Annotated in this window: 27 protein-coding genes; 17 read left to right on the top strand and 10 right to left on the bottom strand. The window is 64.6% G+C overall.

Annotation, left to right across the window (positions count from 1 at the left end; all coding sequences use genetic code 11):
- The first annotated feature begins 111 nt into the window (after positions 1-111).
- A complete protein-coding gene (locus tag GPJ75_RS10980) occupies positions 112-996 on the top strand; it encodes a YdcF family protein (RefSeq protein ID WP_163268022.1) in 885 nt (294 codons plus the stop codon).
- Between the two features lie 73 nt (positions 997-1069).
- On the opposite strand, the gene GPJ75_RS10975 is transcribed toward GPJ75_RS10980, so the two are convergent.
- The 4 genes from GPJ75_RS10975 to GPJ75_RS10960 form a co-directional block, all read right to left on the bottom strand.
- The gene (locus GPJ75_RS10975; RefSeq protein WP_246249022.1) at positions 1070-1402 is read right to left on the bottom strand and encodes a DUF2019 domain-containing protein; all 333 of its coding nucleotides are present in this window, start codon (positions 1400-1402) and stop codon (positions 1070-1072) included.
- Between the two features lie 104 nt (positions 1403-1506).
- Positions 1507-1581 carry a hypothetical protein gene (locus GPJ75_RS27730; protein ID WP_425483143.1) on the bottom strand — a complete coding sequence of 25 codons (75 nt, stop codon included), beginning with the start codon at positions 1579-1581 and terminating at the stop codon, positions 1507-1509.
- 180 nt (positions 1582-1761) lie between these two features.
- Positions 1762-1962, bottom strand: a complete 201-nt coding sequence (locus GPJ75_RS10965; protein WP_159589239.1) for a hypothetical protein — start codon at positions 1960-1962, stop codon at positions 1762-1764.
- Positions 1963-2020: 58 nt separating this feature from the next.
- A complete protein-coding gene (locus GPJ75_RS10960; protein ID WP_163268020.1) occupies positions 2021-2635 on the bottom strand; it encodes a TetR family transcriptional regulator C-terminal domain-containing protein in 615 nt (204 codons plus the stop codon).
- A gap of 224 nt (positions 2636-2859) precedes the next feature.
- Here GPJ75_RS10960 and aptA point away from each other — a divergent pair, with 224 nt between their 5' ends.
- The 9 genes from aptA (at position 2860) to GPJ75_RS10915 (ending at position 11758) form a co-directional block, all read left to right on the top strand.
- Positions 2860-4188 carry an omega-aminotransferase AptA gene (aptA, locus tag GPJ75_RS10955; protein ID WP_163268018.1) on the top strand — a complete coding sequence of 443 codons (1329 nt, stop codon included), beginning with the start codon at positions 2860-2862 and terminating at the stop codon, positions 4186-4188.
- A gap of 10 nt (positions 4189-4198) precedes the next feature.
- Entirely contained in the window at positions 4199-5449 is a 1251-nt protein-coding gene (locus GPJ75_RS10950; protein ID WP_163268016.1) for a Zn-dependent hydrolase, read from the top strand.
- Positions 5450-5662: 213 nt separating this feature from the next.
- Complete coding sequence (gene hydA, locus GPJ75_RS10945; protein WP_163268014.1) at positions 5663-7114, top strand: dihydropyrimidinase; 1452 nt, start codon at positions 5663-5665, stop codon at positions 7112-7114.
- A complete protein-coding gene (locus tag GPJ75_RS10940; RefSeq protein WP_343036180.1) occupies positions 7111-7542 on the top strand; it encodes an endonuclease domain-containing protein in 432 nt (143 codons plus the stop codon). The genes hydA and GPJ75_RS10940 overlap by 4 nt, the downstream gene beginning before the upstream one ends.
- A 56-nt stretch (positions 7543-7598) precedes the next feature.
- Positions 7599-8381 carry an ABC transporter ATP-binding protein gene (locus GPJ75_RS10935; RefSeq protein WP_163268277.1) on the top strand — a complete coding sequence of 261 codons (783 nt, stop codon included), beginning with the start codon at positions 7599-7601 and terminating at the stop codon, positions 8379-8381.
- Between the two features lie 57 nt (positions 8382-8438).
- Complete coding sequence (locus GPJ75_RS10930) at positions 8439-9362, top strand: ABC transporter permease (RefSeq protein WP_163268010.1); 924 nt, start codon at positions 8439-8441, stop codon at positions 9360-9362.
- The gene (locus tag GPJ75_RS10925) at positions 9359-10219 is read left to right on the top strand and encodes an ABC transporter permease (protein WP_163268008.1); all 861 of its coding nucleotides are present in this window, start codon (positions 9359-9361) and stop codon (positions 10217-10219) included. The genes GPJ75_RS10930 and GPJ75_RS10925 overlap by 4 nt, the downstream gene beginning before the upstream one ends.
- 103 nt (positions 10220-10322) lie before the next feature.
- Positions 10323-11309 (top strand): ABC transporter substrate-binding protein, encoded by a 987-nt coding sequence (locus GPJ75_RS10920; RefSeq protein ID WP_163268006.1) that lies wholly within the window; start codon positions 10323-10325, stop codon positions 11307-11309.
- A 143-nt stretch (positions 11310-11452) separates the two neighbouring features.
- Positions 11453-11758 carry a DUF982 domain-containing protein gene (locus GPJ75_RS10915; protein ID WP_163268004.1) on the top strand — a complete coding sequence of 102 codons (306 nt, stop codon included), beginning with the start codon at positions 11453-11455 and terminating at the stop codon, positions 11756-11758.
- A 71-nt stretch (positions 11759-11829) separates the two neighbouring features.
- On the opposite strand, the gene GPJ75_RS10910 is transcribed toward GPJ75_RS10915, so the two are convergent.
- On the bottom strand, positions 11830-12732 hold the full coding sequence (locus GPJ75_RS10910; protein ID WP_163268002.1) for a helix-turn-helix domain-containing protein: 903 nt from the start codon (positions 12730-12732) through the stop codon (positions 11830-11832).
- 110 nt (positions 12733-12842) lie between these two features.
- Here GPJ75_RS10910 and pobA point away from each other — a divergent pair, with 110 nt between their 5' ends.
- The 5 genes from pobA (at position 12843) to GPJ75_RS10885 (ending at position 16956) form a co-directional block, all read left to right on the top strand.
- Entirely contained in the window at positions 12843-14015 is a 1173-nt protein-coding gene (pobA, locus tag GPJ75_RS10905; protein ID WP_163268000.1) for a 4-hydroxybenzoate 3-monooxygenase, read from the top strand.
- A 19-nt stretch (positions 14016-14034) separates the two neighbouring features.
- A complete protein-coding gene (pcaC, locus tag GPJ75_RS10900; RefSeq protein ID WP_163267998.1) occupies positions 14035-14430 on the top strand; it encodes a 4-carboxymuconolactone decarboxylase in 396 nt (131 codons plus the stop codon).
- Positions 14427-15167, top strand: coding sequence for a protocatechuate 3,4-dioxygenase subunit beta (pcaH, locus tag GPJ75_RS10895; RefSeq protein WP_163267996.1), 741 nt, complete (start codon positions 14427-14429; stop codon positions 15165-15167). The genes pcaC and pcaH overlap by 4 nt, the downstream gene beginning before the upstream one ends.
- Before the next feature lie 2 nt (positions 15168-15169).
- Positions 15170-15784 (top strand): protocatechuate 3,4-dioxygenase subunit alpha, encoded by a 615-nt coding sequence (pcaG, locus tag GPJ75_RS10890; RefSeq protein ID WP_163267994.1) that lies wholly within the window; start codon positions 15170-15172, stop codon positions 15782-15784.
- Positions 15785-15891: 107 nt separating this feature from the next.
- Positions 15892-16956: a 3-carboxy-cis,cis-muconate cycloisomerase gene (locus GPJ75_RS10885; RefSeq protein WP_163267992.1), complete on the top strand. Its 1065-nt coding sequence runs from the start codon at positions 15892-15894 to the stop codon at positions 16954-16956.
- Between the two features lie 12 nt (positions 16957-16968).
- Here GPJ75_RS10885 and GPJ75_RS10880 read toward each other — a convergent pair whose 3' ends face one another.
- From GPJ75_RS10880 to GPJ75_RS10870, 3 genes are all read right to left on the bottom strand, one after another.
- Positions 16969-17436, bottom strand: a complete 468-nt coding sequence (locus GPJ75_RS10880; RefSeq protein ID WP_163267990.1) for a carboxymuconolactone decarboxylase family protein — start codon at positions 17434-17436, stop codon at positions 16969-16971.
- A 13-nt stretch (positions 17437-17449) separates the two neighbouring features.
- The gene (locus GPJ75_RS10875; protein ID WP_163267988.1) at positions 17450-17971 is read right to left on the bottom strand and encodes an RrF2 family transcriptional regulator; all 522 of its coding nucleotides are present in this window, start codon (positions 17969-17971) and stop codon (positions 17450-17452) included.
- Between the two features lie 85 nt (positions 17972-18056).
- A complete protein-coding gene (locus tag GPJ75_RS10870) occupies positions 18057-18491 on the bottom strand; it encodes a MarR family winged helix-turn-helix transcriptional regulator (protein WP_163267986.1) in 435 nt (144 codons plus the stop codon).
- Between the two features lie 117 nt (positions 18492-18608).
- Here GPJ75_RS10870 and GPJ75_RS10865 point away from each other — a divergent pair, with 117 nt between their 5' ends.
- On the top strand, positions 18609-19280 hold the full coding sequence (locus GPJ75_RS10865; RefSeq protein WP_163267984.1) for a glutathione S-transferase family protein: 672 nt from the start codon (positions 18609-18611) through the stop codon (positions 19278-19280).
- A gap of 199 nt (positions 19281-19479) precedes the next feature.
- Here the strand turns inward: GPJ75_RS10865 and preA are convergent, their stop codons facing one another.
- Both preA and GPJ75_RS10855 read right to left on the bottom strand, forming a co-directional pair.
- Complete coding sequence (preA, locus tag GPJ75_RS10860) at positions 19480-20790, bottom strand: NAD-dependent dihydropyrimidine dehydrogenase subunit PreA (protein WP_163267982.1); 1311 nt, start codon at positions 20788-20790, stop codon at positions 19480-19482.
- Positions 20791-20801: 11 nt separating this feature from the next.
- Positions 20802-22154 (bottom strand): NAD(P)-dependent oxidoreductase, encoded by a 1353-nt coding sequence (locus GPJ75_RS10855; protein ID WP_163267980.1) that lies wholly within the window; start codon positions 22152-22154, stop codon positions 20802-20804.
- 253 nt (positions 22155-22407) lie between these two features.
- Between GPJ75_RS10855 and GPJ75_RS10850 the strand changes: the two genes are divergently transcribed.
- A complete protein-coding gene (locus GPJ75_RS10850) occupies positions 22408-23181 on the top strand; it encodes a VOC family protein (RefSeq protein WP_163267978.1) in 774 nt (257 codons plus the stop codon).
- Positions 23182-23478 lie beyond the last annotated feature (297 nt).

Genomic DNA, 23478 nt, shown 5'->3' with positions numbered 1-23478 from the left:
AACGCAAGCCCACCGGCAGCGGCGCTCGCCGCTCCGGCTTATACCAGATCGACCCGAGTGGGTACTCGGCTCGACCGTATGGTCAGGTTAACCGGTCGCACCGGCTCTGGCATGCTCATCGGGCCGGGCGAATTGTCCTCCAACGAAATGCCGCGATCCGCTCACGGAGCTGTCGACAGCGTACCCTCGGACCCGCACGTGTTCTTCGTTCTTTCAAAGCTTTTCTCGGCCTTGACATTCCCATCCAATCTGATTGGTCTGACGGCGCTCCTGGGCCTTGTGTTCCTTGTGTTCCGCTGGAGGAAGGCGGGGGGATTCCTCCTGATCGCGGCGGCCGTTCTGCTCTTCGTCATTGGATGGTCGCCTATCGGAAGCCTCGCCTTGCTCGCGCTGGAAAACAGGTTTCCACGGCCCGCCATCGAGGGTTCCGTGACGGGCATTGTCGTTCTCGGCGGACAAATCGATACCGACATCTCGCAAGACCGCCAGACGGTCGCCTTGACCGATGCAGCCGAGCGGCTCACCAAAACGGCCGAATTAAGCCGCCTCTATCCCGATGCCAGGATTCTCATCTCGGGCGGGATCGGCGACCTCTTGCTTGAGCAAGGGAAATCGGAAGCCGCCCTTGCACGCGACCTTCTTGTCGAGATCGGTATTCCGCGGGAGCGGATCGAACTCGAAGAGCGCTCGCGAAACACCTGTGAGAATGCGGTCGAGAGCAAGGTTGTGGCAAAGCCCGAGCCAGGGGCGACGTGGTTGCTCGTCACATCCGCCTTTCATATGCCAAGGGCAGTCGCCTGTTTCCGCGCCGCCGATTTTTCAGCAACCCCCTACCCCGTGGATTATCTCGTCCGCCGGTCCGACCTGCACCGCCCGGCACCTTCGATATCCGTTGGGCTGTACCTCACGGATATAGCCGCCCACGAATGGATAGGGCTCCTGGCCTACCACCTTGCCAAGGGAACCGAGCTTTTCCCCCTCCCTGAAAGTCAGTGAAGTTTCGAGGCCAGCGGCTGAAAGCAAGCATATGCCTGCTGCCCGCGCACCGAGGCGGCACCTCTACCCATCACTACTCAGCGACATATCTGCCGTCAGCCAACGCCCGCAACATTCCACGAGCATCCCCAGACTGTGGGTAGCCCGTCTCATCGGCAACCTCCTTAAGCACGTTGCGCGCCTCCTCCGGCCGGACAGCAAGCGTGTGGATTGCCGCCTTCAGGCGAACCTGGATGTTCGGGTGCTTGTATAAGGCGGAAAGACGCCGCCGCTCGTCTCCGGTTCGTTGTTTCAACTCCTGCGAAACAAGCCTCATCTGATGAAAAAGACGATTGTAGCGGCGGGTATTCAAATCGAGCTCCGCATCGTACTGGGCGACGCCGATTTCAGCGAATTTTGCGACCAACTACTCGATGGACAAGGAGCTAAGCTCTGTCCGCTTCATGGTTTCAAAATCCCTCTATCAATCAGAGCCTTGAGCCCGACAGGATATCTTTCCCGCTTCTACCGCTACGTCCGCAAGAGCTTGTCATATTCGGCGTGGGAACCGATCCAAAACCAGACGAAGTCGTCTCCATCACGCACGGCCAACGCTCGGTAGCCTCGTCCGATCCGGGCGGACCAATAACGTCCTGCCCGCTTGAAATGCAGGGAGGGGATGATGGGGATTCTCTTTCAGGCGCGCGAAATTTCTTTCAGCAATTGTGCGGACCGCCTTCGGCAGGCTTTCATATGCTTCCCTGAATTCGGGTGCAGCAAAATGCGTCACAACGGTCTGGTACGCCCGGCACGGTGGGCGGTAATCGCCTTTTCACCGAGGGCGTCCAGCTTACCGGAGGCCGCATCGGCCTCAATCTGCGAATCCCAGCGCGCCGCATCAAACGCTTCGAACCATTCACGAAAGCGGCGCAATTCCTGCGCGTCGAGCGCCTCGATCTCTTTTTCAATTCTTTCCAGCTTCGTCATGATCAGTGGTCCCAGGCTCACGAAAACATAGCACGGCGTGCGCCGAACGAAACGCCCATCACCCCAGAAACAACCTCTCCAGAAACGCCGCCGCGTCCTCGAACCGTCCCTCCCCGCCCTTGTCCGGCCCCAGCACCGCGCGCACCTGCACGTCGAAGTCCGCGTAGTGCTGTGTCGTCGCCCAGATGGCGAAGATGAAGTGGTGGGGGTCGGTTTTCTTCAGCCGCCCCTGGCGTATCCATTGGCGGATGATCTCGGCCTTCTCGTCCACCAGTTCCTTCAGTTCCCCCTCCAGAAGCGGCAGGATGCGCGGGGCGCCTTGCAGGATCTCGTTGGCGAAGAGGCGGCTTTCGCGCGGGAAGTCGCGGGCCATCTCGATCTTGCGGCGGATATAGGAGCGGATTTCGGTGATCGGGTCCCCGTCTGCGTCCATCTCGCGCAAGGGGGCGAGCCAGGCTTCCATCAGCCGGTCGATGAGGGTGACGAAGATTGCCTCCTTGCTCTTGAAGTAGTAGAGGAGGTTGGGCTTCGACATGCCCGCGGCCTCGGCGATCTGGTCGATGGTCGCGCCGCGGAAGCCGTGCTGGGCGAAGACTTCGAGTGCGGCTTCCAGGATGAGCTCGCGCTTCTCGCGCTGGATGCGCGTGCTCCTCGGCTTCGTCGGCTTATCCATCGTCTCGACCCCGCCTTCCTTGCCGCACCCTGGGCCGCGGCGCCCTGGCCCAGCGCATCGCCGGAGGCTGGAGCGCCAAGCCGCGGGCTGAAAACCCTAGAATGGTCTTGACCGCCCGAATGGCGGTGCTAACGTTTGTCCAAACGGTCAAAAATTGCGTATCACACCTTCGCCAAGAATACCAAGCTTGACCGGGACAAGGGGAATATAACGGAGGCTTGGTCATGTCCAACCGGCTTAGCGTAAAGCCGAACGATCTCAGTGCATTCTGGATGCCGTTCACGGCGAACCGGCAGTTCAAGCAGGCACCGCGCATGCTGGTGGCGGCGAAGGACATGCATTATACGACAGACGACGGCCGCAGGATACTCGACGGCACGGCGGGGCTGTGGTGCGTCAACGCCGGCCACTGCCGGCCGAGGATCACCGAAGCGATCCAGCACCAGGCGGCCGAGCTCGACTATGCGCCGGCCTTCCAGATGGGCCATCCGATCGTCTTCGAATTCGCCAACCGGCTGGTCGACATGGCGCCGGAAGGCATGGACCATGTCTTCTTCACCAATTCCGGCTCCGAGTCGGTCGACACCGCGCTGAAGATCGCGCTTGCCTACCACCGGGCGAAGGGCGAGGGCTCCCGCTTTCGCCTGATCGGCCGCGAGCGCGGCTATCACGGGGTGAATTTCGGCGGCATCTCCGTCGGCGGCATCGTTTCCAACCGCAAGATGTTCGGCACGCTTTTGACCGGCGTCGACCACCTGGCGCACACCCACCTGCCGGCCAGGAACGCATTCACCCGCGGCGAGCCGGAGCACGGCGCGGACCTGGCGGACGAATTGGAGCGCATCGTCACGCTCCACGACGCCACAACGATAGCCGCCGTCATCGTCGAGCCGGTGGCCGGCTCGACGGGCGTTCTCATCCCGCCCAAGGGATACCTGAAGCGCCTGCGCGAGATTTGCGACAAGCACGGCATCCTGTTGATCTTCGACGAGGTCATCACCGGCTTCGGCCGCCTCGGCACGCCCTTTGCGGCCGATTATTTCGACGTCGTGCCCGACATCATGACGACGGCCAAGGGCGTGACCAACGGCGTCATCCCCATGGGCGCGGTGTTCGTGCGGAAGGAGATCCACGACGCCTTCATGAGCGGGCCGGAGCACCTGATCGAGTTTTTCCACGGCTACACCTATTCGGGCAATCCGATTGCCTCGGCCGCCGGCATCGCCACGCTGGAGACCTACAAGGAGGAGGGCCTTCTTGCCCGCGGCGCCGAGCTCGGCCCCTACTGGGAAGACGCGCTCCATTCGCTGCGGGACGCGCCACACGTCATCGACATCCGCAACATCGGTCTCGTCGGCGCCGTCGAACTGGAGGCGATCCCCGGCCAGCCGACCAAGCGCGCCTTCTCCGCCTTCCTGAAGGCCTTCGAGAAGGGCGTGCTCATCCGCACCACGGGCGACATCATTGCGCTGTCGCCGCCGCTCATCATCGAGAAGGGCCAGATCGACGAGATCGTCGACTGCCTGCGCGGCGTGCTGAACGAAATCGAATAGGGGAACGGACATGGCTGCACCGGGCGAGAACCTGAGGATCAACGCCGACCGCCTGTGGGACGCGATCCACGAGATGGCGAAGATCGGTCCCGGCGTCGCCGGCGGCAACAACCGCCAGACGCTGACCGACGAGGACGGCGAAGGCCGCCACCTCTTCAAGCGCTGGTGCGAGGAAGCCGGCATGAGCGTGGCCGTCGACGAGATGGGCACCATGTTCGCCCGGCGCGAGGGGACGGACCCGGACGCGCTGCCCGTCTATGTCGGCTCCCACCTCGACACGCAGCCGACCGGCGGGCGCTATGACGGCGTTCTGGGCGTGCTCGGCGGGCTGGAGATCGTGCGCAGCGTGAACGACCTCGGCATCAAGACAAAGCACCCCATCGTCGTCACAAACTGGACCAATGAGGAAGGCACGCGCTTCGCCCCCGCCATGCTCGCCTCCGGCGTCTTCGCCGGCGTCATCGACCGCGACTGGGCCTATGACCGCCAAGACAAGGAGGGCAAGCGCTTCGGCGACGAACTGGAGCGTATCGGCTGGAAGGGCGAGGAGCCGGTGGGCGGCCGCAAGATGAAGGCCTTCTTCGAACTGCACATCGAGCAGGGGCCGATCCTCGAGGCGGAAGGGGTCGACATCGGCGTCGTCACCCACGGCCAGGGCCTGCGCTGGATCGAGTGCACGGTGACCGGCAAGGGCAGCCACACCGGCTCGACCCCAATGCCCATGCGCAAGAATGCCGGCCGGGGCCTGGCGCAGATCACCGAGCTGGTGCACGAGATCGCCATGAAGCACCAGCCCAACGCCGTCGGCGCCATCGGCCAGATCGACGTCTACCCCAACTCGCGCAACATCATCCCGGAAAAGGTGGTCTTCACCATCGATTTCCGCAGCCACCTGCTCGACACGCTGGAGGCCATGGTGGCCGAGTTGCAAGAGAAGGCGCCCGGCATCTGCGAGGCCCTCGGCTGCAGCTTCGAAAGCACGATTTCCGGCCAGTTCGACCCGCCGGCCTTCGACGAGACCTGCGTGAAGGCGATCCGCGACGCCGCCGAGCGGCTCGGCTACTCCCACCGCAACATCGTCTCCGGCGCCGGCCACGATGCCTGCTGGATCAACCGCGTGGCCCAGACGGCCATGGTCATGTGCCCCTGCGTGGACGGGCTGTCGCACAACGAGGCGGAGGAGATTTCCAAGGAATGGGCGCAGGCGGGCGCGGATGTGCTGTTTCATGCGGTGGTGGAGACGGCGGAGATTGTTGAATGAGGGTGTGGTTGCAACGACTGCCCACCCTTCACCCCTCACCACAAGGGGAAGAGGGATCGTCGTCGCTGCCGCCTTTGATCTCAGGCGTCTCAGAGTTGGCGCGAAAGGCGCAACGCCAAGCCTCCTTCCCCCTTGTAGGGAGGGATTGAGGGTGGGGGTAGCCGGCGCCATCCGAGAAAAATTAGCTGCGGACAAACAATAAGGGGAACCCGAATGTCCAAAGTCATCAAGAACGGCACCATCGTCACCGCCGACCGCACGTGGAAGGCGGACGTCCTGATCAAGCACGACAAGATCGTCGGCATCGGCCCCGACCTCCACGCCGATCACGAGATCGACGCCACCGGCTGCTATGTCATGCCGGGCGGCATCGACCCGCACACGCATCTGGAGATGCCCTTCATGGGCACCTACTCCTCGGACGATTTCGAGAGTGGCACGCGCGCTGCCGTCTCCGGCGGCACGACCATGGTGGTGGATTTCTGCCTCCCCTCGCCCGGCCAGTCGCTGCTGGAGGCGATCCAGATGTGGGACAACAAGTCCACCAAGGCAACGTGCGACTATTCCTTCCACATGGCGATCACCTGGTGGAGCGAACAGGTCTTCAACGAGATGGCCGAGGTGGTCGACCGCGGCATCACCTCCTTCAAGCACTTCATGGCCTATAAGGGCGCGCTGATGGTGGACGACGACGAGATGTATGCGTCCTTCCAGCGCTGCGCCGAGCTTGGCGCCCTTCCCCTCGTCCATGCCGAGAATGGCGACGTGGTGGCAGGGCTCCAGGCCAAGCTGATGGCCGAGGGCAACGACGGCCCAGAGGCGCACGCCTATTCGCGCCCGCCGGAGGTGGAGGGCGAGGCCACCAACCGCGCCATCATGATCGCCGATATGGCCGGCAGCCCGCTCTATGTGGTGCACACCTCCTGCGAGCAGGCGCATGAAGCCATCCGCCGCGCCCGCCAGAAGGGCATGCGCGTCTATGGCGAGCCGCTGATCCAGCATCTGGTGCTGGACGAGAGCGAATATTCGAACCCCGACTGGGACCACGCCGCCCGCCGCGTCATGTCGCCCCCCTTCCGCAACAAGCTGCACCAGGATTCGCTCTGGGCCGGCCTTCAGGCGGGTTCGCTCCAGGTGGTGGCCACCGACCACTGCGCCTTCACCACCGAGCAGAAGCGCTTCGGCGTAGGCGACTTCACCAAGATCCCCAACGGCACGGGCGGCCTTGAGGACCGCATGCCGGTTCTGTGGACCTATGGCGTCAACACCGGCCGGCTGACCATGAACGAGTTCGTCGCCGTCACCTCGACCAACAGCGCCAAGATCCTCAACATGTACCCGAAGAAGGGTGCCATCGTCGAAGGGGCTGACGCCGATATCGTGGTGTGGGATCCGAATGCGGAAAAGACCATCTCCGCGCAGAACCAACAGTCGGCGATCGACTACAACGTCTTCGAGGGCCTGCATGTCAAGGGCCTGCCGAGGACGGTGCTGTCGCGCGGCGAGATCGTCGTCGAGGACGGGGTGGTCAAACCGAAGCCCGGCCATGGCGAGTTCGTGGCACGCGAGGCGAATGCTCCCGTCCACCGGGCGCTGTCCAAGTGGAAAGAGGTGACTGCACCGCGCAAGGTCGAGCGGGCCGGCATCCCGGCGAGCGGGGTATGATGAGCGCAAACGCGTTCCCCTCCCCCTTGAGGGGAGGGGTTAGGGGTGGGGGTACAGCCGCGATGCCATCCGTTGTTGGAAAAAACGCCATTGGGCGAGCGCGCCGGCACCGCCGAAATATGACGGAAGGAGAGAAACGTCTTTGGCACGAACTGAAAGAATTCAGGAAACTCTATGGCGCCCATGTCAGGCGCCAAGTTCCGATCGGACCATACGTGGCCGACTTTGCCATTCATTCCGCAAAGCTCGTGATTGAAGTAGACGGTCAGTTTCATGTCGAGCCAGAAAGGATGGCATCGGACGCGATCAGAGATCGATGGCTGCATCGAGCGGGCTATAGGGTTTTGCGCTTCCGAACGGGAGAGTTGGATGAAACTTTGGACGGCTGCATTGAGGAGATACTTCGGGAGTTGGGGGTGATGCGTTGAACGTCGTGGCCACTACCCCCACCCCTAACCCCTCCCCTCAAGGGGGAGGGGAATCTATCGCGGCCCCTTCCGTAGTCGAGGCGCGGGGCCTGAGCCTCACCTTCGACACCGCCGACGGCCCGGTCCAGGCGCTCAGCAATGTCGATCTTTCGGTCGGCCGAGGTGAGTTCGTCTCCTTCATCGGCCCGTCGGGCTGCGGCAAGACCACGTTCCTGCGCGTCATCGCCGACCTGGAGCAGCCGACGGCGGGCGACATCCGTGTCAACGGGCTTACGCCGGAGGCCGCCCGCCGGGCCCGCGCCTATGGCTACGTCTTCCAGGCCGCCGGCCTCTTCCCCTGGCGCACGATCGAAAAGAACGTCGCCCTGCCGCTGGAGATCATGGGCTATTCCAGCCGGGAGAGGCAGGAGCGCGTGGCGCGCACGCTCGACCTCGTCAACCTTACCGGTTTCGAGCGCAAGTTCCCCTGGCAGCTTTCCGGCGGCATGCAGCAGCGCGCCTCGATCGCCCGCGCGCTCGCCTTCGACGCCGATCTGCTTTTGATGGATGAACCGTTCGGCGCCCTGGACGAGATCGTGCGCGACCACCTGAACGAGCAGTTGCTGGAGCTATGGGCGCGCACCAACAAGACCATCTGCTTCGTCACGCACTCCATTCCGGAAGCCGTCTATCTGTCGACGCGCATTGTGGTGATGTCGCCGCGCCCGGGACGCGTGACGGACGTGATCGAATCGACGCTGCCGAAGGAGCGGCCGCTGGATATCCGCGAGACGCCGGAGTTCCTGGCGATCGCGCATCGTGTGCGCGAGGGCTTGAGGGCGGGGCATGGCGATGAGTGATTTGCTGCAGAACACCCACGTTGGCGCGAAGGGGCACCGGCTTCGGAGGCCAACCCCATGACCGCCTCCGCCGCCTCCACCCCCACGGAAAGCCCCGCCACCCTCCGCCGCCTCACCGACGGCAAGGCGCTGCCCATCGCCATCGTCGTCGCCGCCATCGTCCTCATCTGGTACGGCTTCACGGTCTATCTCAACGCCCCCTGGCAGATCGGCCTCTATCAGCGCGCCGGCACCGAATGGACCGCCGCCGACCTCGTGCGCGACACCATGGCCCAGGAGCGCCCCGTGCTGCCGGCACCGCATCAGGTGGTGGCCGAGATGTGGAAGACCACCGTCGAGACCCGCCCCACCTCCAACCGCAGCCTTTTGAACCACGCCTGGATCACCCTTTCCTCGACGCTCCTCGGCTTCGCCATCGGCACCACGCTGGGCGTTATTCTCGCCGTCGGCATCGTCCACAACCGGGCGATGGACAAGTCGGTCATGCCGTGGGTGATCGCCAGCCAGACGATCCCCATCCTGGCGATAGCGCCGATGATCATCGTCGTCCTCAATGCCATCGGCCTCTCGGGCCTTCTGCCCAAGGCGCTGATCTCCACCTATCTCTCCTTCTTCCCGGTGGTCGTCGGCATGGTGAAAGGCTTCCGCAGTCCCGAAGCGATCCAGTTCGACCTGATGCGCACCTATAATGCCAACCGCACGCAGACCTTCTTCAGGCTGCGCTGGCCGTCCGCCCTGCCCTTCCTCTTCACGTCCATGAAGGTGGCCGTCGCCATCAGCCTCGTCGGCGCCATCGTCGGCGAATTGCCGACGGGCGCGGTGGCCGGCCTGGGCGCCCGGCTGCTGGCCGGCTCCTATTACGGCCAGACGATCCAGATCTGGTCCGCCCTCTTCATGGCAGCGGCCCTTGCGGCAGTGCTCGTCGCCCTCGTCGGCCTTGCCCAGCGCCTCGTCATGGCGCGCATGGGGGCGCGGCCATGAGCGCGGCGGTGGCCGGCGCTCTCATCTTCTGGGCGGGCGCCTGGGCGCTCAACGAGTGGCTGGTGCGGCTGAACCCGCGCACCGCGCTTGCCCGCCGCGCCCTCTCCCTCCTCGTCCCGGCCATATTCGGCATCACGCTGCTGGTCGTCTGGGAAGGCCTCGTGCGCGGCCTCAACGTACCGACGGTACTCCTTCCCCCGCCCTCCATGATCTGGGGCCGCATCGTCGGCTCCGTCCCCACGCTGTGGGCCGATTTCCGCCAGACCTTCCTGAAGGCGGTGCTCATCGGCTATGCGCTGGGCTGCGGCACGGGCTTCCTCGCCGCGATCGCCATCGACCGCTCGCCCTTCCTGAAGCGCGGGCTCCTGCCGCTCGGCAATTTCGTCTCCGCGCTCCCCATCATCGGCATCGCCCCGATCATGGTCATGTGGTTCGGCTTCGATTGGCCATCGAAGGCCGCCGTCGTCGTCGTCATGACCTTCTTCCCCATGCTGGTGAACACTGTCGCCGGCCTTTCGGCCTCCTCGGCCATCGACCGCGATCTGATGCGCACCTATGCGGCCTCCTACTGGCAGACGCTCTTCAAGCTGCGCCTGCCGGCGGCCGCACCTTTCATCTTCAATGCCTTGAAGATCAACTCCACCCTGGCGCTGATCGGCGCCATCGTGGCAGAGTTCTTCGGCACGCCCATCGTCGGCATGGGCTTCAGGATATCCACAGAAGTGGGACGCATGAACATCGACATGGTATGGGCGGAGATCGCCGTCGCCGCCCTGGCGGGTTCGCTCTTCTATGGCCTCGTTGCCCAGATCGAGCGGACCGTCACGTTCTGGCATCCGTCCATCCGCGGTGGATAGAGCAATTCCAGGAAAGGTGGAAACCGGTTTCCGCCCGGAATTGCGTAGAACAGGGCAGCCAACCGGCCGTGGGGAGCACGGCCCAACCACAGAGGGAAGCGAAATGAAAAGACTGATGACAACCATGCTCGCCGGCGCCATGTCGCTCACTGCCTATTCCGCCCTTGCGGCGGACGACGTCACGCTACAGCTCAAATGGGTGACCCAGGCGCAGTTCGCCGGCTACTACGTGGCGCTCGACCAGGGCTTCTATGAAGAGGAAGATCTGAACGTCACGATCAAGCCCGGCGGGCCCGACATCGCCCCGCCGCAGGTGCTGGCCGGCGGCGGCGCCGACGTCATCGTCGAGTGGATGCCGGCGGCCCTTGCCGCGCGCGAGCGCGGCGTGCCACTGGTCAACATCGCCCAGCCCTTCAAATCCTCGGGCATGATGCTCACCTGCCTCAAGGAGAGCGGCATCGAGACGCCGGAGGACTTCCGCGGCCGCACGCTGGGCGTCTGGTTCTTCGGCAACGAGTACCCCTTCCTGTCGTGGATGAGCCACCTCGGCATCCCCACCGAGGGTGGCGAGGACGGTGTCGAGGTCTTGAAGCAGGGCTTCAACGTCGACCCGCTCCTCCAGAAGCAGGCCGACTGCATCTCCACCATGACCTACAACGAGTACTGGCAGGTGATCGACGCCGGCATCGCCGAAGACGACCTCATCACCTTCAAATACGAGGACCAGGGCGTGGCCACCCTCGAGGACGGCCTCTACGTGCTCGAAGAGAGCCTCGATGATCCCGCGTTTGTCGACAAGATGGTCCGCTTCGTGCGCGCCTCCATGAAGGGCTGGAAATGGGCCGAGGAGAACCCGGACGAGGCCGCCATGATCGTCCTCGACAACGACGCCACCGGCGCCCAGACCGAGGAGCACCAGAAGCGCATGATGGGCGAGATCGCCAAGCTGACGGCCGGCTCCGACGGCACGCTGGACGAGGAGGACTACCAGCGCACGGTGGAATCGCTCCTGTCCGGCGGCTCCGACCCGGTCATCACGGAGGAGCCGGAAGGCGCCTACACGCACGATATCATCGAGAAGGCGCTATAGCTCACACACCAGTGGCCTTCTGAAGGGGCGGGCAACCGCCCCTTTTTGCTGCCGGCTGAGTTAAAACCGCAGCAATGCAACTTTCCCCGGCCTCAAGCGTTAACGCCTACCGCCAATCCGGTCCGAGGAGGGGGTCAAAGACAATGGATGCTGCGCAATTCAAGCTGCCGGTTCGGCTCGAGCTGCGGCGAGGCGAGCCGGTGTCCGAAATCTACAGCGCCGAGCACGCGCTCGATTTTCTGATGGCGTGGCCCGTGCAGAAGGGACCTGTTTTCGAGCGCGCCATCGCGGCATGCCTTGCCGCAAGCGCCGATCCCGAATCGGTGGAAGAGGCGCATAGAACTTTCTCGAGCTTCGCCAGGGCCTCGGGCATCCTCGCGAGGGACGTGCCGCTCGATAGCCTCTATGAGGGAGAGCGGCTGAAGAACGAGATTTATGGCGGGGGGTAAGAGCTGTAGACATTCAAGCTGGAGTCCCCCCCCTCACGCGCTGAATGTTGACAGACCTTAACCCATGAATCTCACCCCACCAGCTTCCCCCGCTCCGCCTCCCGGAACGCCCCCGGCGTCATGCCCGTCCGGCGCTTGAAGAAGCGGTTGAAGTAGGCGGGGTCCTGGAAGCCAAGCGAGTAGGCGATAGCCTGCACTGGTGTCGGCGTGAAAACGAGGTCGCGGCGGGCGGCGCGCAGGAGGTGGCGGGTGGCGAGTTCCTGCACGCTGGCCCCGGTCTCGCGTCGCGCGAGGCGGTTGAGGTGACCGGCGGACAGGCCGAGTTTCCGGGCGTAGAAGCCGACCGGCCGGTGTTCGCGGCAATGCGCGGCGACGAGCGCCTCCAGCGCGCTCGTCCGCTGCCGGTCGCGTTCGCGCGAGGCCGGGATATCGCCCCGATGGTCCGTCTTCGCCCCCGTGCGCGCGAGTCTCAGCATGGCCTCCGTCACCATGGCGTCGAGAATAATCTCGCCGCCTGGCCGCGCCGCGTGCAGTTCCTCGTGGATGCCCGATGCGAGCGCCGCAAGCCGGGCGCTGTCCGTCTCGTCCGGCTCCAGCGCGGTTACCCGTGTCGCTGCCAGGTAGGCGGCAATCGACGGGTCGGACGCACCGAGCGAGGACAGCCGGTCGGCCAGCACCGTGATCACCAGCCCGTCGGCATCGTGCGAGTATCGGAAACCGTGCACCGAACCCGGCGCGATGTAGATGGCGCAAGGCGCTTTGAACGCCAGCACGCGCCCAACGGGACCCAGAAGCTCGCCCTCCCCCTCCTTGACCACGAAAAGCTGGAACAGCGCCTCGTGGCGATGCAGCGATATCTCCCAATCGTGCAGCCGGCTGCGCTCGGGGAGCGTCTCGCTATGCAGCCAGAAATCCTCCGACTCCCCTGTTTTCGCACGATAAAGCCAATAGTTTGGAACGCTTCTACTGTGCATCTCGCCTCCCTGACATGTTCTGAAAATGCAATCGTGCGCGGCAAATGTCCATTGCCCACCCACCGTCTGTGCGCCAATTTGGTGTGGTCATCGGGAGGATCGACAGCTTCATGCGCACAAAGGTCGCCATCATCGGCTCAGGCCCCGCCGGGCTTCTGCTCGGCCAGCTCCTGACCAACACCGGCGTCGACAATGTCATCCTCGAGCGCGCCACGCAGGAGCATGTGCTCTCGCGCATCCGCGCCGGTGTGCTGGAGGAAGGCACGACCATGATGCTGCAGGAGGCGGGTGCGGGCAAACGCATGCGCGCCGAGGGCCTGCCCCATGATGGCTTCGACCTCGCCTTCGACGGGCGCCGCCACCGTGTCGACCTCTTCGGCCTGACGGGCGGCAAGCGCGTCATGGTCTACGGCCAAACGGAAGTCACGCACGACCTGATGGACAAGCGGGCGGCGACCGGCGGCCTTTCCGTCTATGAGGCGGCCGACGTCCTCCCGCAGGACTTCGACACCGACCGGCCTTACGTCACCTACAAGAAGGACGGCAAGACGCACCGCATCGACTGCGACTTCATCGCCGGCTGCGACGGCTATCACGGCATCGCGCGCAAATCGGTGCCGGAAGCGGCAATCGAGACCTTCGAGCGCACCTTTCCCTTCGGCTGGCTCGGCATCGTCGCCGACGTGCCGCCGGTAAGCGCCGAGCTGATCTACGCCAATCATCCGCGCGGCTTCGCCCTGTGCTCCATGCGCTCCCATACCCGCAGCCGCTACTATGTGCAGGTGCCGGTGAACGAGAAGGTGGACGACTGGCCAGACGAGCGCTTCTGGGACGAGATCCGCCGACGCCTGCCCGAGAAGACGGCTGAAGCTATGACCACCGGCCCCTCGATCGAAAAATCCGTCGCCCCCATTCGCTCCTTCGTCGCCGAGCCCCTGCGCTTCGGCCGCCTGTTTCTGGCTGGCGATGCCGGCCACATCGTGCCGCCAACCGGCGCCAAAGGCTTGAATCTGGCTGCGAGCGACGTGCGCTATCTCTTTGATGCGCTTAACGAATATTATGCCGAGAAATCGAGCGCCGGCCTCGACGCCTATTCCGAAAAAGCGCTCGCCCGCGTCTGGAAGGCGGAGCGCTTCTCCTGGTGGATGACGAACACCATGCACCGCTTCCCCGATCAGGGCCCCTTCGGCCAGAAGATCCAGCACGCCGAGCTCGACTATCTCTTCCAATCGCGCGCCGCCTTGACCATGCTGGCGGAGAACTATGTCGGCCTGCCGTATTGAAGAGGCCCCGGAGGAACGAATGAGCGGGAAGTCCAAGCGCTACGAGGAAGGCATGGCGACACGCCGCGCCGTTTTGGGCGATGATTGGGTCGACCGCGCGGAGGCCGGCAAGACGGCGTTCGACGCGCCCTTCCAGGAGCTCATCACCGAGGCCGCCTGGGGCCACGTCTGGTCGCGCCCGGACTGGACGAAGCGCGAGCGCTCCATGGTGACGATCGCGCTGCTCGCCGCCCTCGGCCATCACGAAGAGCTCGCCATGCACGTGCGCGCCACCGGCAAGACCGGCACCACCGCGGACGACCTGCGCGAAGCCATGCTGCACGTGGCGATCTACGCCGGTGTGCCCGCGGCCAACCACGCCATCAAGATCATCAAACAGACACTTTCCGAGATGGAAGGCGGAGGAGAAAAATGAGGAACGCAAGGCCCGAGACGGGCGGCTTTTTCCAGCGCCAGCGAAACTGGCACCCGCCGGCTTTCGCGCCGGGCTACAAGAGCACAGTGGTGCGCTCGCCGCAGCGCGCGCCCGTCTCCTTCGGCAATACGCTGTCGGAGATCACCGGCCCGGTCTTCGGCCGCGCCATGCTGGGCGAGCTCGACAACGACCTGACGCTCAACTACGCCAAGCCCGGCCAGAGCGCCATCGGCCCGCGCATCGTCGTCTACGGCCAGGTGCTCGACGAGCGTGCCCGCCCGGTGCCCAACGTGCTGGTCGAGTTCTGGCAGGCCAATGCCGGCGGCCGCTACCGCCATAAGAAGGACGGCTATCTCGCCCCTCTCGACCCCAATTTCGGCGGCTGCGGGCGCACGATCACCGACGAGGACGGCAATTACTCCTTCCTCACCATCCAGCCCGGCGCCTATCCCTGGCCGAACGGCATCAACGACTGGCGCCCCGCGCACATCCACTTCGCGATCTTCGGCCATGGCTTCGTGCAGCGGCTGATCACGCAGATGTATTTCGAGGGCGACCCGATGATCTGGCAGTGCCCGATTGTCCGCACGATCCCCGACAAGCGCGCCATCGAGACGCTCATCGCCGTGCTCGACATGGAGGCGACGGTGCCCATGGACGCGCGCGCCTACAAGTTCGACATTGTCCTGCGCGGGCGCCGCTCGACCATGTTCGAGAACAAGCTGGAGGGCAATTGATCATGGCCCAGTCGCTGACAAGACTGAAGGAAACCCCCTCCCAGACGGCAGGGCCATACGTCCATATCGGGCTCACGCCGAACATCTGCGAGATTTCCGGCGTCTATCCGGAAGACCTCGGCACCCGCATGGTCGACGACAAGACCAAGGGCGAGCGCATCACGGTGAAGATGCGCGTCTTCGACGGCACCGGCTCCGTCATCAAGGATGCGCTGATCGAGATCTGGCAGGCCGATGCCGACGGGCTCTACAACTCGCCCTCGGAGCCGCGCGGGAAAGCCGACCCCAACTTCACCGGCTGGGGGCGGCAGGCTTCCGATAGCGAGACCGGCGTCTTCACCTTCGAGACCATCAAGCCCGGCCGCGTCCCCTTCCCCGACGGCCGCCCGCAGGCGCCCCACATCTCGCTCTGGATCGTCGCCCGCGGCATCAATCTGGGCCTGCAGACGCGCATGTATTTCGGCGACGAGGAGAAGGCGAACGCGGAAGACCCGGTTTTGACGCGGCTTGAGCACCAGAGCCGTGTCCCCACGCTGGTTGCCCCACGGGACGGCGACACCTACACTTTCGACATCCACCTTCAGGGCGAGAAGGAGACGGTGTTTTTCGATGTGTGAGGGCCGTAGAGGCCCCCTCTCTTGCAAATTCTTGGGCTTAGCCGAAGGCTAAGTGTTAGAAGTCGCAAGAGAGGGGGCAGAGGGCGCGACAGGGTAGGGCAAACGCAATGACCATCTCAGCCTTCGACCACCCCATCCTCGCAGGCCTTCTGGGCGACGAGGAGCTGGCGCAGCTCTTCTCGGCCAGGGCCGAGATCGAGGCGATGCTGCGCTTCGAGGCCGCCCTTGCCGAGGCGGAGGCCCAGGAAGGCGTCATCCCGGACGGGGCCGCACGCGCCATCGCGGAGGCCCTTGCCGGCTTCGGCCCGGATATTTCCGCGCTCAAGGCCGGCGTGGCGAGCGACGGCGTGGTGGTGCCGGCCCTCATCGCCCAGTTGCGCGAGCGGCTTCAGCCGGAATACGCCCCTCACCTCCACTTCGGCGCCACCAGCCAGGATGCGATCGACACCGGCCTTGCGCTTCGGCTCTCCGAGGCCATGGGCCTGCTGGCAGCGCGTCTCGACCGTCTGGTTGAAGCGCTCGACGCGCTGGAGAAGCGCGACGGCGCTGCGCCCGTCATGGCGCACACGCGTATGCAGGCAGCCATTCCCGTCCTCGCCGCGCGAAAAATCCGCGCCTGGCGCGAGCCTTTGATGCGCCACCGCGCCCGCCTGGATAGCGTCACCAAATCCGCTGCCATCCTCACCTTCGGCGGCGCGGCCGGCACGCTCGACAAGCTCGGCGACAAGGGCCCGCCCGTCGCCGCGCGGCTGGCCAAGGCGCTCGGCCTCAATCTCGTCGCCCGTGCCCGGCATTCGGAGCGCGACGGCATCGCCGACCTCGCCTCATTCCTGTCGCTCACCACCGGAAGCCTCGGCAAGATGGGGCAGGACGTGGCGCTGATGGCGCAAAGCGAGATGGGCGAGGTGAAGCTCGCCGAGGCCGGCGGCTCGTCCGCCATGCCGCACAAGCAGAACCCGGTGAAGGCCGAGGCCCTCGTCACCCTCGCCCGCTTCAACGCCACGCTTCTGCCCGGCATGCACCATGCGCTGGTACACGAGAACGAACGTTCGGGCGCCGCCTGGACACTGGAATGGATGCTCCTGCCGCAGATGGTGGTGGCGACCGGAGCCGCGCTTAAGCTCGCGGTGGGGCTTGCGGACGGCCTTTCCTTCGCCGCCCACAAATCATAGACTGCCTCCGCTTTATTCCGCAGCGACCCGGCTTTCCCTCACCGGATGAATGGCTTGGAAAGGCACGCAGAGCCGGTTCCACACATTGATTGTCCCGATCGCGACGGAAAGCTTCACCAACTCGTCCTCATTGAAGTGCTTTCGCACCTCGTCATAGTCGTCGTCCTCCACGGCAGCGGTTTCCGAAAGCCTCGTCAGCTTTTCCGTCCAGGCGAAGGCTGCGCGCTCGCGTTCGGAAAAGAGCGGCGACTCCCGCCATGCCGAGACGAGAAGCACGCGCTGCTCGCTGTCGCCGTCTTCTCGTGCCTCTCGGCTGTGCATGTCGACACAGAACGAGCAGCCGTTGATCTGCGAGGCGCGCAGCTTGATGAGGTGCAGCAGGCTCTTTTCGAGGCCGGACTCCTCTACCTCCTGATTCAGTGCCCGCACGGCCTTGATGATCTCCGGCGAGGCTTGATAGAAATTGAGACGCGGTTGCATGCTCTTCTCCTTTCTACTTTGGCGCTTTGGGGAAACTCCTGCCCTGCGGCCGCTGATGGCGGCCCACGAAGGCGCAGTTGAAGGCGACGGCGCGGGGATCGGCCTCGGCCTGATAGCCGGCGACGATCTCGGAAAGCTTCGTCTCCGCAAGCACGGCACGCCAGGCCTTTTCCGCCCTGAGCATGGCAACCTTGATGCCGCAGGGCTTCACATAGGCTGTCGGCTCCAGCGCGCCCGGCCCGCGCTGCCTGATCTCCGCGCAGCGGAAGGCTGGTTCCGCCCCCTCCACCGCCAGAACGATATCGAGCAGGCTGATGCGCTCCGGCGCCCGTGCCAGCCGGTAGCCGCCATTGGGCCCGGGGAGGGATTCGAATATCTTCGCCCCCGACAGCGCCTGCAGATGCTTCAGGAGATAGCTCGGGGAGAGCCCGTGCAACTCGGCCAGCGCGCTTGCCGGCAGCGCGCGCCCGTCCTCCAGCCTAGCCAGGACGGCGGCGCAATGGATGGCGGCTTCAACCCCTTCGCTCAGCTTCATCTTCATCTCCAATCATGGATAAGAAATATCATGGATATTATTTATCCGCAATAAGAGGCTGAATGTCCATGCGAGGTGTGTTCTGCTATTCGAGCTTTTTAAGGAGCGAAGCCAACGTTTCGGCCTCGGCTGTGTTCAACCGCTCGCCGACCACCACCTGAATAGCTTGGGCGTAGACCTCCCACATCTCCCGCCTCAGCCTGCGGCCCTCGGCGCTGATCTTGAGCTTGAGGCCGCGCTTGTCCTCCGGGCAGGCACCGCGCTCGACGAGCCCCGCCGCCACCAGCCGGTCGGCCAGCCGCGAGAGATTGTACTGCTCGAACAAAAGCGCCTTCTCCAGTTCGAAAGGGCGCAGGCCGCACTCTCCGGCTTTCTCCAGTTCCCACAGCGCGTCGTACCAGGAAAGCGGCGGCAGCTCCGCCGCCTTCAGCCGCGCCTCGATCCCCGCCATGGTAAGCCGCCCCGCCCGCGCCAGCGCGATCCATGCAGCGACGGTGGTTTCATCGGGTTTTGCGGTCATTGTTCACCAACAGTTTATTTCATGCAATTGCATCGAGATTGACATTCGTCGTCTTATCGCCAATATAGATGCAATTGCATCAACTTTCCACTCCGACCCATATCCAAGGAGCATTCAATGCCACAAAACCCCACCCTCGTCTCCTTCGACCTGTGCCCCTATGTGCAGCGCGCGGCGATCGTGCTCAAGGAAAAGAGCGTCCCCTTCGAGCGCATCGACATCGATCTCGAGAACAAGCCCGACTGGTTCCTGAAAATCTCCCCACGCGGCAAGGTGCCGGTTCTGAAGGTGGGTGAGGAGGTGCTGTTCGAGAGCGCGGCCATCGTCGAGTACCTGGACGAGACGTATGCCCCGCGGCTCCACCCGGAAGACGCCATCGCCCGTGCCCGCCACCGCGCCTGGATGGAGTTCGGCTCCGCCGCCCTCTCCGACATCTGGACCATCGAGACGACGGGCGATCGGGCGGCTTTCGACGCAGCCGTTGCGGCGCTGAAGGAGAAGTTCTCGCGCATCGAGGCCGAACTCGGCGACGGTCCGTATTTTGCAGGCGAGGCCTTCACCGTCGTCGACGCCGTCTTCGCCCCCGCCTTCCGCTATTTCGATGTCATCGACACGATCGCCGATCTCGGTGTCTTCGACGGCCTGCCCAAGGTGCAGGCGTGGCGCAAGACGCTGGCCGCGCGTCCCTCCGTGCGCGAGGTCGTGGCGCCCGACTACGCCGGCCGCCTGCGCCGTTTTCTCGACAAGAAGGGCGGCGTGCTCCTGCGGCTGGATAGGGCGGCGGCCTGACCGGTCGGTCCTCCCTCCCCCTTGAGGGGAGGGTGCCTTCCCGGACAAAGTCCGGGAAGGTGGGTGGGGTAGGCCGCGACGCGCGCCGGCCTATTTTCTTATTGCACTATTGGCGTAGAGCACGGCCGCGCTGACCCCACCCGTCCATCCGCCTCGCGGCGGTTGTCCACCCTCCCCTCAAGGGGGAGGGAAAGGCGTCCTACTCCGCCGCCGCCTTCATCGGGTTGTTCGGGTGTGTGGTCCAGTTGGCGTACTCGGCCTCCACCACCTTGCCCGTGCGCCGGTCCATCTCTCCCGCTGCAAGCGGCACCATGTCGATGCAGCCCTCCACCGGGCACACGTTGACGCACAGATTGCAGCCCACGCACTCTTCCTCGATCACCTCGAAGCGCCGCGCGCCGTCCACCATCGCCGTGATCGCCTGATGCGAGGTGTCCTCGCAGGCGATGTGGCAGCGCCCGCATTTAATGCACAGGTCCTGGTCGATCTTCGCCTTGGTCACGTAGTTGAGGTTGAGGTACTGCCAGTCCGTCACGTTCGGCACCGCCCGGCCGATCACGTCGTCGAGCGAGGCGTGCCCCTTGGCGTCCATCCAGTTGTTCAACCCCTCGATCATCTCCCGGACGATTTTGAAGCCGTAGGTCATGGCGGCCGTGCACACCTGCACGTTGCCCGCGCCCAACGCCAGGAACTCCGCCGCGTCGCGCCACGTCGTCACGCCGCCGATGCCGGAGATCGGCAAGCCCCGCGTCTCAGCGTCGCGGGCGATCTCGGCCACCATGTTGAGCGCGATCGGCTTGACCGCCGGCCCGCAATAGCCGCCGTGCGAGCCCTTGCCGTCGATGGTCGGCTCCGGGGCGAAATTGTCGAGATCGACCGCCGTGATGGAATTGATCGTGTTGATGAGCGACACCGCGTCCGTGCCGCCTGCGTGGGCCGCACGCGCGGGCTTGCGCACGTCGGTGATGTTCGGCGTCAGCTTGGTGATGACGGGCATGCGCGTATATTGCTTGCACCAGCGCACCACCATCTCGACATATTCGGGCACTTGCCCTACGGCCGAACCCATGCCGCGCTCGCTCATGCCGTGCGGGCAGCCGAAATTGAGCTCGATGCCGTCGGCTTCCGTCTCTTCCACCAGCGGCAGGATGGTCTTCCACGCCTCCTCCTCGCACGGCACCATGAGCGAGACGACCAGCGCCCGGTCCGGCCAGTTCTTCTTCACCTGCTTGATCTCCCTGAGGTTGAGGTAAAGATCGCGGTCGGTGATCAGTTCGATGTTGTTGAGGCCGAGCAGCCGGCGGTCGGCGCCCCAGATGGCGCCGTAGCGCGGGCCGTTGACGTTGACGACCGGCGGCCCCTCCTCGCCCAGCGTCTTCCACACCACGCCGCCCCAGCCCTCCCTGAAGGCGCGTTCGACATTGTAGGCCTTGTCGGTGGGCGGCGCGGAGGCCAGCCAGAACGGGTTCGGCGATTTGATGCCGACGAAATTCGAGCGGATGTCAGCCATGGGTGTGCTCCTCAGCCCATCAATGCGCGATGAATGCTCTCGGCCGCGTCGCGCCCCTGCGCCACCGCCGAGACGGTGAGATCGTCGCCGCCGGCGATGCAGTCGCCGCCCGCCCACACCTTGGGCATGGATGTGCGGCCCTCTTCATCGACCTTGATGCGCCCCGCTTCGAGCGCAATCGCCTCGCCGCTGCCGTTCAGAACGGATGGCTCGAAGGTCTGGCCGATGGCCTTGAAGACCTGATCGGCTTTCAAGGTCAGCGTCTCGCCCGTGCCGGTGAGCCGCCCGTCGGAAAGCTGCGTGTATTCCAGTTCGATCGCCGCCACCTTGCCGCCCTCGGCGATCACCCGCTTCGGCTGCAGCCAGTGGCGGATGGTAACGCCCTTGGAGGCCGCCAGATCCTGCTCCCACTCGGAGGCGTTCATGTGCTCGCGCCCACGGCGATAGCAGATCGTCACCTCCTCCGCGCCCAAGAGCCGCGCCTGCACGGCCGCGTCGATGGCCGTCATGCCGCCGCCGATGACAACGACGCGCCGGCCGATTGGCAGTTGCGCCATATCCCGAGCCTGTCGAAGATTGGCGATGTAGTCGACGGCGTTCTCCACGCCCTCGGCCTCCTCCCCCTCGGCCCGGAGCGCGTTGACGCCGCCAAGCCCCATGGCGAGGAAGACAGCATCGAACGCCTCGGCAAGGCCGGAAAGCGAAAGGTCGCGCCCGAGCGTCTTGCCATGTTCGATGGCGATGCCGCCGATGGCCGTCACATAATCGACCTCGGCTTGCGCGAAATTCTCCGGCGTCTTGTAGGCGGCGATCCCGTATTCGTTGAGCCCACCGGATTTCGGCCGTGCCTCGTAGACCGTCACATCGTGCCCGTGCATGGCGAGCCTGTGCGCTGAGGCAAGCCCCGCCGGCCCCGCGCCGACCACCGCCACTTTCTTGCCGGTGGGTGCCGCCCGTCCATAAAACTGCTTCCCCTCGCCCATCGCCGCGTCGGTGGCATAGCGCTGCAACCGGCCGATCTGCACCGGCTTGCCCTCCGCCGCCTCGCGCACGCAGGCTTCCTCGCACAGGGTCTCCGTCGGGCACACGCGTGCGCACATGCCGCCGAGGATGTTCTGGTCGAAGATGGTCTTGGCCGAGCCGAGCGGGTTGCCCGTGGCGATCTGGCGGATGAACAGCGGGATGTCGATGGACGTCGGGCAGGCGTGCATGCAGGGCGCATCGTAGCAGAAATAGCACCGGTCCGCCTCCACCCGCGCCTCGTGCTCATCGAGCGGCGGATGGAGATCCGCGAAGTTCTGCACGTAGTCACCCGGTGAAAGGCGGCCCGGGACGATGCCGTCCTCGTATTGGCGTTGAACCATGCCATTCCCCTTTTTAATTAGGGCCCCTTTTTGTTCTTGGGGAAAACTAACGCAGTTTCGTTTTTTTATCAATCGGTCAAATTTCTTCCAAGCAGCCGATTTTGCATCAAAAAATTGACTAATATTATCATGTTTTCCCGCCTCGTTCGGGCGATTGCCTGTCTGGTTGTCCCTCCTCGATCGTCCTATGATGGCGCTGTTCATCCCATACGGTCTTCACGCGGCTATGCCGCCGCGACAGAGGAGAAAGACGATGCCGACCTCTCCCAAATCCTTCTTCTGGTATGAGCTGATGACCTCCGATATGAAGGCGGCCGAAGCCTTCTACACGGCCGTCGTGGGCTGGCGCGCCGAACCGTGGACCGAGCCCGGCACGCCGCCCTACACCGTCATGAATGCAGGGGACCGCGGCGTAGCCGGGATCATGGACCTGCCGGAGGAATATCGCCAGTCAGGCGGCCAGCCGGCGTGGCTTGGCTACATCCATGCCGACAATGCGGATGTGGCAACGGAAGGCGTGAAGAAGGCCGGCGGCACGGTCCACCGCCCGCCGATGGACATTCCCGGCGTCGGCCGCTTCTCCGTCGTCGCCGATCCCCAGGGCGTGACCTTCATGCTGCTTAAGCCCGACGGACCGGACCAGCCGCCCGTACCGGCCGAAACGCCCGGCCACATCGGCTGGCACGAGCTCTACACGACAGATTGGCAAAAGGCCTTCGACTTCTATTCCGGCCAGTTCGGCTGGACCAAGGGAGAGGCGATGGATATGGGGGAGATGGGGGTCTACCAGCTATTCGCCGCCGGTGGCGAGCCGGTCGGCGGCATGATGAACAAGCCCGAGCAGATCCCCGTCCCCTTCTGGCAGTTCTATTTCAACGTCCCCGCCATCGACGAGGCGGCCGAGCGCGTGAAGGCGAATGGCGGCCAGCTTCTGATGGGGCCTATGGAGGTGCCTGGCGGAGGCTGGATCGTGCAATGCCTCGACCCGCAGGGCGCAGCCTTCGCCTTGTCCGCGCCGAAGCGGTGAGGATGCAGCACCCCTATCTCTCCTCTTTGCATGGGGTGAGATAGGGGCGCCGAGCCCTCGCTACTTCTTCCTCGCCAGCGCCTTCGCCTGCTTCACCCAGTCCTCGCGCTCGATGCGGCCCTTGAACTTCAGGTACTCGTCCAGCCACTCTCGCTCGGCCTTCTTCCAGGCGGCGATCTGCGCATAGGTGTAGATGCCGAGGCCGTTGAGCATCGCCTCAAGCTTCGGCCCGACGCCGGAGATCAGCTTCAGATCGTCCGGCGTGCGCGGCTTGCGCATCTTTGGCGGGCGGTTCTT

This window comes from Chelativorans alearensis, from assembly GCF_010993735.1.
Taxonomy (GTDB): domain Bacteria; phylum Pseudomonadota; class Alphaproteobacteria; order Rhizobiales; family Rhizobiaceae; genus Chelativorans; species Chelativorans alearense.
This window is presented reverse-complemented; position numbering and strand designations above follow the sequence as displayed.